Origin of the sequence: Enterococcus sp. S53 (assembly GCF_016516865.1) — a bacterium.
Lineage (GTDB): Bacteria > Bacillota > Bacilli > Lactobacillales > Enterococcaceae > Enterococcus_D > Enterococcus_D innesii.
This window is the reverse complement of the sequence record NZ_JACVUH010000003.1, coordinates 333,465-343,262: the sequence shown is the minus strand read 5'-3', so window position 1 is coordinate 343,262 and position 9,798 is coordinate 333,465. Positions and strand designations below refer to the sequence as shown.

Here is a 9,798-nt window from a genome sequence, read left to right as displayed (position 1 = left end):
CTAGGCGAGAGCAGCGAGCGTAGTGACCAAGCAGCGGAATCACTGCGACTGCATTGTCGGCTAAAACAGCTGATGCAGTCTGACAGGTAAGCTCGAGCCATCTAAAAGTGAAACACCGAAATAGCGGCCTTTTGACTGGTGAATCAAAAAGCGCAGCCAAAAAGAATTTTGGGTCCTTGTAAGCAGCATCCTACTAACCAAATGAAAGCAGCGGAACGCCATTCCGATTTTTTCATTTGTTTAGTAGTGACTTGCTGGGATCCGATGAAAAGGAGCAGAACATGACAGAAAAACAAGTATTCAAAACAACTTGGGGCGGCCGCCCATTAGAAGTAGAAGTTGGCCAATTAGCCAAGCAAGCAAACGGAGCTGTATTGGTTCGTTATGGCGATACGGTTGTCCTAAGTGCAGCGGTTGCATCTAAGGAAGCAAAAGATACCGACTTTTTCCCATTAACGATCAATTACGAAGAAAAAATGTATGCCGTAGGGAAAGTACCTGGTGGCTTTATCAAACGTGAAGGACGTCCAAGTACGGAAGCAACCTTGACTGCCCGCTTGATCGACCGTCCGATCCGTCCAATGTTTGCGGAAGGCTTCCGTAACGAAGTACAAGTTACAAACATCGTAATGAGTGTTGAACAAGATTGTACGCCTGCAATGGCAGCAATGTTAGGTTCTTCTTTAGCGTTATCTATTTCAGATATCCCGTTTGACGGACCGATCGCTGGTGTCGATGTCGGTCGGGTCAATGGCGAATACGTCTTGAATCCAACAGTAGAACAAGCAGAACAAACCGATATCGAATTGACAGTAGCTGGAACGAAAAAAGCCATCAACATGGTTGAATCAGGAGCGAAAGAAGTTTCTGAAGAAGACATGTTAGGTGCGTTATTATTCGGTTTTGATGCTATCAAAGAATTGGTTGCCTTCCAAGAAGAAGTTGTCGCAGCTGTGGGCAAACCAAAAATGGAAGTCAAATTGTTACAAGTAGATGCTGACTTGAAAAAAGAAATTTTCGACGGCTACTACCAAACAATGAAAACTGCTGTTATGACGGAAGAAAAATTGGCTCGTGAAGACGAGATCGATAAAGTCAAAGACACAGTGAAAGAAGTATATGCAGAAAAATTTGCTGGACATGAAGAGGAAGCACAATTCTTGAAAGAAGTGAAACAAATCGCAGAAGATCTTGAAAAAGATGTGGTTCGCGAATTGATCACCATCGACAAGATTCGTCCGGATGGCCGTCAATTAGACGAAATCCGTCCATTGGCATCAGAAGTTGGCTTATTGCCACGTGTTCATGGTTCTGGTCTATTTACTCGGGGACAAACTCAAGCATTGTCTGCTTGTACGTTGGCACCTTTAGGTGAACACCAAATCATTGATGGATTAGGGGTTGAAGAATCAAAACGATTCATCCACCATTACAACTTCCCTCAATTTTCTGTTGGTTCGACTGGTCGTGCTGGCTCACCAGGGCGTCGTGAAATCGGTCATGGTGCATTAGGCGAACGTGCCTTAGCACAAGTGATTCCTGATGAAACAGACTTCCCTTACACAATCCGTCTTGTTGCAGAAGTATTAGAATCAAATGGTTCTTCTTCTCAAGCAAGTATTTGTGCAGGAACCTTAGCATTGATGGATGCAGGGGTGCCAATCAAAGCACCAGTTGCAGGTATCGCAATGGGACTTGTATCTGATGGTGAAAACTACACGATCTTAACGGATATCCAAGGCTTAGAAGATCACCTTGGCGATATGGACTTTAAAGTTGCTGGAACCAAAGATGGGATCACTGCGTTACAAATGGATATCAAGATTCAAGGGATCACTGAACAAATCTTGACAGAAGCATTAGATCAAGCGAAAAAAGCGCGGATGGAAATCTTAAATGAATTGACATCAACATTGGCTGCTCCTCGTGAAGAGTTAAGCCAATACGCACCGAAGATCGAAATGATCCAAATCGATCCTGCGAAGATCAAAGATGTAATCGGTAAAGGCGGCGACACCATCAATGGCATCATTGATGAAACTGGCGTGAAAATCGATATCGATCAAGACGGAAAAGTTTCGATTGCTTCTGCTGATGCAGAAATGATCCAAAAAGCCATCAAGATCATTGAAGAATTGACGAAAGAAGTAAAAGTTGGCGAAGTGTACCTTGGGAAAGTTGTCCGTATTGAAAAATTCGGTGCGTTTGTCAACTTGATCAAAGGCAAAGACGGCTTAGTTCATATTTCACAACTTGCGAACGAACGGGTCAACAAAGTGGAAGACGTTGTCAAAGAAGGCGACGAAATCTTAGTGAAGGTTACAGAAATCGACAAACAAGGTCGTGTGAACCTTTCAAGAAAAGCACTATTGAACGAAGACAAAGCAGAGAAAAAATAAGCTGCTACTTCTAAATCATAAGCAAAGTCTAGGAAACTGGACTTTGCTTTTTTTGTGTCTAAGTAGCAGCTCTTCAAGAGGGTCTTACTTGACAGGAGTTATTTTTTGCGTTACCGCGAAAAATAAGAGATAATTCAGAATATTGTCTTTGCTATGCAAGCAATAATTCTAAGATGTCAAACGCATCTTATTTAGGATAAGGAGTACGATATGAAACAAACATTTCCAACCGATTTTTTGTGGGGAGCATCGATTTCCGCGCACCAAACCGAAGGGGCGTATCAAACCGACGGTAAGGGGCTGAGTGTCCAAGATACTCGTCCAAGAGACAACCATGAGATCGCAGATTTTACAGTGGCTGTCGACCATTACCACAAGTACAAAGAGGATATCGCCTTGTTAGCGGAAATGAGGATCAAAATTTTCCGCTTTTCGATCGCTTGGTCGCGAATTTTTCCAGAAGGGCGCGGTACTATTAATCAAAAAGGCTTGGATCATTACAGCGATGTCATTGATGAATTGCTGAAACACGGGATTCAGCCCTTTGTGACGTTGAACCATTTTGACTTGCCGCAAGCATTGGAAGACGAAGGCGGCTGGACAAAACGCAGCACCGTTGAGGCATTTGCCGCATATGCCAAAACGCTGTTTACGGCCTATGGGGATCGAGTGACGCACTGGCTGACGATCAATGAACCAAATATCATGCTGCTGGTGGATCAAAAAATATTAGGGAAAAAAATTCCATTATCAGAAAAATACCAGCAATTTCATCACCTGATGATCGCTGAAAAATATGCCTTCGAAGCGTGTCATGAAATCGTTCCAAATGGCAAAATCGGACCGGTGCCGAATATTTCGTTGGTCTATGCGGCGACTAGTCGACCAGAAGACAACCAAGCAGCGTTGTATTTCAACAGTGTCCGGAACTGGGCTTACCTTGATTTTGCCTGCTTCGGTCGTTACAACACGGTCTTTCAAGATTATTTGAACCAAAACGGTCTCACGATTGACTTTGGTCCGGAGGATGAGGCGTTGATGAAACGGGCTCTGCCTGACTTTGTCGCGATGAACTTCTACACCACAGTGACAGTGGAGCAGCCGACGGAAGCTGGGGATATGAAAAACGGTATCAGCGATCAGCAAAGTGAAGACATTATGGAGCGTGGTTTTTACAAAGGGTTCACCAATACGTTCTTGAAGAAAAATGCCTTCAATTGGACCATCGATCCCTTGGGGCTGAAAACGACGTTGCAGACTCTTTATGATCGTTACCACTTACCGATCATCATTACCGAAAACGGCTTAGGGGCAGAAGATCATCTAGAAGCAGATGGCACGGTTCATGATCCGTACCGTATCGATTATTTGTCGCAGCATATCAGCCAATGCTTAGCCGCGATCAATGCTGGGGTGGATCTGATCGGATACAGTCCGTGGTCTGCCATTGATTTGATCAGTGTACACGAGGGGATTCGAAAACGGTATGGCTTCATTTACGTGGATCGCAATGATGCACAGGAAAAAGAACAAAAACGAGTGAGAAAAGACAGCTTTTATTGGTATCAAAAGCTGATTGAAGAAGGGGCGATCCCTTCGTTGGAGGAGTAACGATGACAAGTGTTTTTACCTTTTTAGAAACGCGTTTGATGCCGCCTTTGAATAAGTTGGCGAATTTACGCTTTATTCGCGCAATCATGCAAGCAGGGATCATTACGGTCCCTTTTACGATCGTCGGATCGATCTTTTTGATCATCAATAATTTACCGCAGATCATTCCACCACTGGCTGGCTTTTTCGAACAAACGATTTTACGATTTTCACCGCTCTATAGTGTCGTGACCACGATGTCTGTCGGCTCGATTGCTGTTTTTTATTGTTTAGCAACAGGGTATTATTTAACTGAGATTTATCATAAAGAAGATCATTTGACTATGAGCAGTTTTGTAGGGGCGTTATTAAGTTTGTTTGCCTTTTTAATGACGATCATTCAAGTCGACATTACCGACGGGGCAGCTCAATTGCTGCAGTCAGAAAGCGAAACTGCCATTGTTTACAATGGGATCGCCATAGGCGGTTGGATCACACGCTTTAGCGGGGTAGGCATCTTTATTGGGATCATCACCGCAGTGCTTGCTACGTCGGTCTATCGTTTTTGTGTAAGAAGAAAGATCACCATCCAGATGCCTGAAGGAGTTCCTGATGGAGTCAGTAAGGCATTTGCGTCATTGATCCCAGCGATTTTGATCGCCTTTTTGATGGTGGCGATCAACGGGGGACTGGCGGTTTTCCACACGGATCTTCACGGATTGCTGTCCAAACCATTTGAATTCGTGAAAGAGTTGACGGGTTCTTGGTTAGGAATCATCGTGATTATGCTCCTTATCCATCTCTTATGGGCAGTGGGGGTTCATGGGACGGCTGTTATTAAAAATAGTTTCATCAATCCCATCCTGTTGGTGGCTCTAACGGAAAATATCGATGGTGCTAATAATATTTTTGCTGGGGATTTCGTGAACATGTATATTTTTATGGGCGGCGCAGGCAGTACGCTTGGATTGGTTTTATTGATGTTGTTTGTGGCAAAATCACAACAGCTCAAAGTCTTAGGAAAAGCAGCGATCTTACCGGGGCTTTTTAACATCAATGAACCAGTGATCTTCGGGGCACCGATCGTCTACAATCCGTATTTGATCATCCCCTTTATCGTAACCCCTATGATCAACGTGACGATTGCTTACTTTGCTAGCTCGTTTGGCTTTGTCGATAAAGTCATTACGGGCATTCCCTGGATCTCGCCAGTCGGAATTGGGGCGTTTTTAGGAACCGGCGGTGATTTCCGAGCCATCCTGATCGCTTTGATCAACTTAGGGGTTTCCATTCTCTGCTATTATCCATTCTTTAAGATGTACGATGGCAAACTCTACACGGAGCAACTTGCCAATCAAGTATAAGTAGAAAAAATACAGTAAAAATGCCCATTGTTGGACTTCTAGTGAAGTGCCAACAATGGGCGTTTTTGCTAGTGCAAATAGTGGTCACGTATGCAAAGACTGTTGATACAAGACACAATCATCGCAATCTTTGCGGGTTGGTTTGGCTTGCTGGGGTGTTTCTTTGTGTAATGGCAAAAGCATACGCAACCCGTTTAAGATAACTAATATCGTGCTTCCTTCATGACCCACGACCCCTAGAGGTAGCGTGAGAAATTCAAGGAAGTTTGAAGCGATTAGCAACAAGATGACACTGATAGAAAAGACGATGTTTTGTTTGATGATCCGCTGTAATTTTTTAGCCAAACGGTGACTGTCGACCAAGCGCAGCAAATCATTTTTCATCAAGACGATGTCCGCCACATCCATTGCGACGTCAGTTCCTTCGCCCATCGCGATCCCCACACTTGCGGTGGCTAAGGCTGGAGCATCATTGATCCCATCACCGACCATCGCATTGATTTTGTAGGTTTCTTTCATTTCTTTGATACGAGTGGTTTTCTCATCAGGCAGGCAATCACTTTCGTAGTCAGACAAGCCGATTTCTGCTGCGATCACTTTAGCAGTACCTAAATGATCACCCGTCAGCATTGTCGTGTGAATCCCCTGCTCATTGAAGTAGGCAAGACTCTCGCGAGCTTCAGGACGGGGCTGATCCAATAGCGCTAAATACCCTGCTAACACACGGTCACGATTGATATAAATCAAGGTTTTTCCAGCTGCTTTCAATTCGTGGATGCGGGTTTGCTCACTGGCAGCAACAGAGGTTAGATCGACTTCTTTTCCAATCGTCCAATGGGCAGCTTGGTAAGTGGCGGCTAGACCGACTCCCGCTTGTTCTTCCACGGCTAATTCCAACGGCTTTTCATCATGAAAATACGCCAAGATCGACTCAGCCAATGGGTGATTTGATTGTTTTTCCATCCCGACGATCAGTTGGGGAATAAAGGGTTCATCCAGCAACAGATGGACATCAGTGACAGCAGGTTTACCGCGAGTCAGCGTTCCGGTTTTGTCAAAAGCGATCGCTTTGACATTGGCAAAGGCATCCAAGGCTTGTCCGCCTTTACATAAAACGCCTAAACGAGCAGCGTGAGAAATGGCTGCTAAGGTCGCAGGAGTAGCAGAGGCGACTAAGGCACAAGGAGATGCCACCACCAGTAAGACCATGCCGCGATAAAAGCTTTCTTGGAACCCCCAATTCGTGAAAAACGTACACAAAACGATCATTAGCGGGACGGCGATCAAGACGATCGGCACATAGATCCGTTCGATTTTTTCAATCAGGGTCGCCGTTTGACTTGGCATTTGCTGTGCTTCTTCCACCAATTGAATGATTTTTGCAAAGCGGGTGTTTTCACTCGTTTGGGTAACTTCAATGTACAATGGCTGCCCGAGGTTGATGGTTCCGCTAAAGACTTCACTGCCTAAACGTTTCTCGACAGGAATGGATTCGCCACTGATGGCCGCCTCATCAACGCTGCTGTTTCCTTGGATCACGATACCGTCGATCGGGATCGCACTGCCTTTTGCCACCATAATCGTATCTTTTAACTGAAGGGCTTCTACTGGTACTTCGACGAGCTCGCCACTTTCAATCATTTTTAAGGCAGTCGTTGGTTGCAGTGCCATTAATGAACTAATTTCTCGCGTACTTTTGTTGGTCGTATATTCCTCAAGGGCACCGCTCAAACAAAAGATAAAGGTCAGCATCGCCCCTTCAAACCAATGACCAATGATACAGGCACCAATGGCGGCTAATGCCATCAATAGATCGACGTTCAACCGTTTGTCGTGCACCAATTCTTGCGTGCCTTCCCAGGTTTGTTTCCAACCACCAGCAAGAATCGCTAACAGATAAGGGACAAAGCTATAAGGAATGGAAAAAGATGCCATAAGAAAGCCAGTTGCCATCAATAGCAAACAAGCGATCGTTGAAAAAACAGCCGACGATTCTGATTTACTCATAAGAAACGCCTCCTTTTGAATGTAGTCTAGGAATGAAAAACCGATCCTTTTCTCAAGAAATAATCGATTGTTCCTCCCTCAACTTGAGCATAGCACATTCGAAAACAAGATGGTAAAAAAACAACGTACCTGATAATGAAAGTGATTATCAAGTAGCGATTAAATAACGTTGATATCCAAATGTTAAATGGAGAATTCTCTATTATAAAGAAAAGCGCACAAAAAAAGCAGTACAATAAAAAACGAATTATACTGCTTTTACTTATTTGATGTGGTAGTCAGCGATTGGATCGCTTAACGCAAACTATACTTTGCTAAGGGAATTTGACGTGCTTCACACCACTCTTTGACAGCGCCAGAAAAAATCAGCTGGACCTTGGTGAGGTCTTTGGTACTTGTCTGTCCTGCCATAGTGTAGAGCAGCTGTAGCTGTTCCTTCCATGATCGTAAGGTGGCGATGGTTTCTTCTTTGCCTTTTGACAAAAGCAGCACGAGGATCGTGGCTGATAGTCCTACACTATCTGCACCAAGGCAAAGTGCTTTGAAGATATCGTAAGCATCTCGAACCCCGCCTGAAGCGATGCGGGTAAAGGGTTGTTGGATCTCGTTTGCTTCCAGCAAGGAAATCACGGTGGATTGGCCGAAGGTATCTAGATACGCCAATTCACGTTTTTTCCGGCGAGCATTTTCGATTTGAGTAAAACTTGTGCCGCCGCTGCCAGCAACATCAATGGTTTGTACGCCGATCGCCAGTAACTGCTGGATCGTTTCACGGGACATCCCAAAGCCGACCTCTTTGACGACAATCGGAACGGCAACGGAAGCAATCGTTTTTTCCAATAAGGACAGCCATTGGCTAAATTGACGATCACCTTCGGGCATCACTAATTCTTGCGGTGCATTAAGATGGATCTGCAAGGCATCGGCACCAAACAATTCCACTGCCCGTTGTGCATTTTCAACGGGACTGCCCGCGCCAATATTGGCTAATAAGAAGCCGTCAGGATTGGCTTTACGGACGATACGGAAAGAGTCGGCGACACTTGGGTCTTTTAAGGCAGCCGAAACGGAGCCGGTTGCCATCATCAACTCACAGGCTTGTGCGATCTCTGCTAACTCTTGGTTGATTTTTAAGGTTTTTTCACTGCCGCCCGTCATGGCATTGATGAAAAAAGGGCTGGAAAATGAGCGATCAAAGACAGTTGTCGCAATCGACACATCAGCCACATCAATTTGTGGAAATGATTGGTGGACCAAGCGAACTGCATCAAAATCGTTGCTGTGTTCTTTATGGAACGCTTTTGCTAAGGAAACATGTTCATCTTTTCGATTCATGATAGGTCCTCCCGGTAATGGTAAACATGCAGCGGCAAGGGGGTGATCTCGGCTTTTTCCCACGCACTCATCAATGGTAAAATACCGGTTTTCTGGTCAACGATCACGATGCCGCAATCGCCGCCGCCGGCACCGGAAGATTTGGCTGCGCCACAATAATTTTCTGCTAGATCACAAAGCTTTTTAAGTGCGGGGGTTTCAATCGGTACACCAGTCAGTGCAGACAACTCCCGCAGGAGCTTTCGATTTTCCGTGATCATTTTTTTGATCGTGCGACTGTCTTCATTTAAGAAGCCGTCGATCAATCGATTGACGCAGTCTTTGCTGGCTGCTAAAAAGGCCGCATAGGCGTTTTCTTTTTCTTCTTTGGATTGATAGACTTGATCCACTAAGTCAGAGGTGGAGGCTGGAGAGCCTGTCCAGCCAATCAGCAGTCGAAGCGATTTCGGAACCGTCAAGGGACGGATCGATAATCCTGGCCAATCGAAAGCGATCAATTCTGTTAAGGTATGGTCTTTTTGTTTGGCTAAGACCCAGTCGTGATCGAAGGTTGAAAAAGCGATCCAGCCGCCATAGCAAGAGGCCGCAATATCACCGCACGACCCATTGCCTTGAACAGCGAGATGGGCAAGAGCCGCAATTTTGAATTGGGTCAACCGATCCATTTCCATTTGATAGTACAGATTCAATGCTTTGACCGTGGCAACAGTCACGGCACCGCTGGAACCGAGGCCATATTTGCGACCGTTCGAGTTATCCAGTTCACTGGTCACTTTTAAATCGTAAAAGGAAAGGGGGATGCCTTTTTCTTGGGCATATTTTTCCGTCAGACGAATGGCTGCCAAAATATAGTGGAACGGGTTATCCCGGTGGTCTAAGACTAATTCGCCTTTGCGACGCGTCCAGCGAATCGGCAGGTCGCTGTATTGGGCAGACTGGATGCTGCCGTTTTTACGGGCCTCTTCAACAGTGACCGTGATAAATTGGTCAACGGCAACGATGATTGCAGGATGACCAGGTTCGACAACGGCGTATTCACCAGCAATAAATAGTTTTCCAGGAACGGATAGTTCAATCATTTCGACACTCCTAATCGATGGCTT

At 45.2% G+C, this 9,798-nt stretch carries 6 protein-coding genes; 3 read left to right on the top strand and 3 right to left on the bottom strand.

Annotated features, from left to right (window positions below; genetic code table 11):
* Positions 1 to 281 precede the first annotated feature (281 nt).
* The 3 genes from pnp (at position 282) to celB (ending at position 5,353) form a co-directional block, all read left to right on the top strand.
* Positions 282 to 2,399: a polyribonucleotide nucleotidyltransferase gene (gene pnp / locus IAE45_RS06945; RefSeq protein WP_005231801.1), complete on the top strand. Its 2,118-nt coding sequence runs from the start codon at positions 282 to 284 to the stop codon at positions 2,397 to 2,399.
* A 210-nt stretch (positions 2,400 to 2,609) separates the two neighbouring features.
* Positions 2,610 to 4,010 (top strand): glycoside hydrolase family 1 protein, encoded by a 1,401-nt coding sequence (locus IAE45_RS06940; protein ID WP_200125568.1) that lies wholly within the window; start codon positions 2,610 to 2,612, stop codon positions 4,008 to 4,010.
* A gap of 2 nt (positions 4,011 to 4,012) precedes the next feature.
* Positions 4,013 to 5,353 carry a PTS cellobiose transporter subunit IIC gene (gene celB, locus IAE45_RS06935; protein WP_200125566.1) on the top strand — a complete coding sequence of 447 codons (1,341 nt, stop codon included), beginning with the start codon at positions 4,013 to 4,015 and terminating at the stop codon, positions 5,351 to 5,353.
* A gap of 84 nt (positions 5,354 to 5,437) precedes the next feature.
* Here celB and IAE45_RS06930 read toward each other — a convergent pair whose 3' ends face one another.
* The 3 genes from IAE45_RS06930 to IAE45_RS06920 all read right to left on the bottom strand — a co-directional run bounded on the left by IAE45_RS06930 (position 5,438) and on the right by IAE45_RS06920 (position 9,774).
* Positions 5,438 to 7,360, bottom strand: coding sequence for a heavy metal translocating P-type ATPase (locus tag IAE45_RS06930; RefSeq protein ID WP_200125564.1), 1,923 nt, complete (start codon positions 7,358 to 7,360; stop codon positions 5,438 to 5,440).
* Positions 7,361 to 7,654: 294 nt separating this feature from the next.
* Positions 7,655 to 8,695, bottom strand: coding sequence for a type 2 isopentenyl-diphosphate Delta-isomerase (gene fni / locus IAE45_RS06925; RefSeq protein WP_200125562.1), 1,041 nt, complete (start codon positions 8,693 to 8,695; stop codon positions 7,655 to 7,657).
* Positions 8,692 to 9,774 carry a phosphomevalonate kinase gene (locus tag IAE45_RS06920; RefSeq protein WP_016609860.1) on the bottom strand — a complete coding sequence of 361 codons (1,083 nt, stop codon included), beginning with the start codon at positions 9,772 to 9,774 and terminating at the stop codon, positions 8,692 to 8,694. Before IAE45_RS06920 ends, fni begins: the two co-directional genes overlap by 4 nt.
* Positions 9,775 to 9,798 lie beyond the last annotated feature (24 nt).

Bases quoted from the DNA above. Each gene is read 5' to 3' on its own strand.
- fni (WP_200125562.1), bottom strand. From the start codon at position 8,695: ATGAATCGAAAAGATGAACATGTTTCCTTAGCAAAAGCGTTCCATAAA.
- IAE45_RS06940 (WP_200125568.1), top strand. From the start codon at position 2,610: ATGAAACAAACATTTCCAACCGATTTTTTGTGGGGAGCATCGATTTCC.
- IAE45_RS06920 (WP_016609860.1), bottom strand. From the start codon at position 9,774: ATGATTGAACTATCCGTTCCTGGAAAACTATTTATTGCTGGTGAATAC.
- pnp (WP_005231801.1), top strand. From the start codon at position 282: ATGACAGAAAAACAAGTATTCAAAACAACTTGGGGCGGCCGCCCATTA.
- IAE45_RS06930 (WP_200125564.1), bottom strand. From the start codon at position 7,360: ATGAGTAAATCAGAATCGTCGGCTGTTTTTTCAACGATCGCTTGTTTG.
- celB (WP_200125566.1), top strand. From the start codon at position 4,013: ATGACAAGTGTTTTTACCTTTTTAGAAACGCGTTTGATGCCGCCTTTG.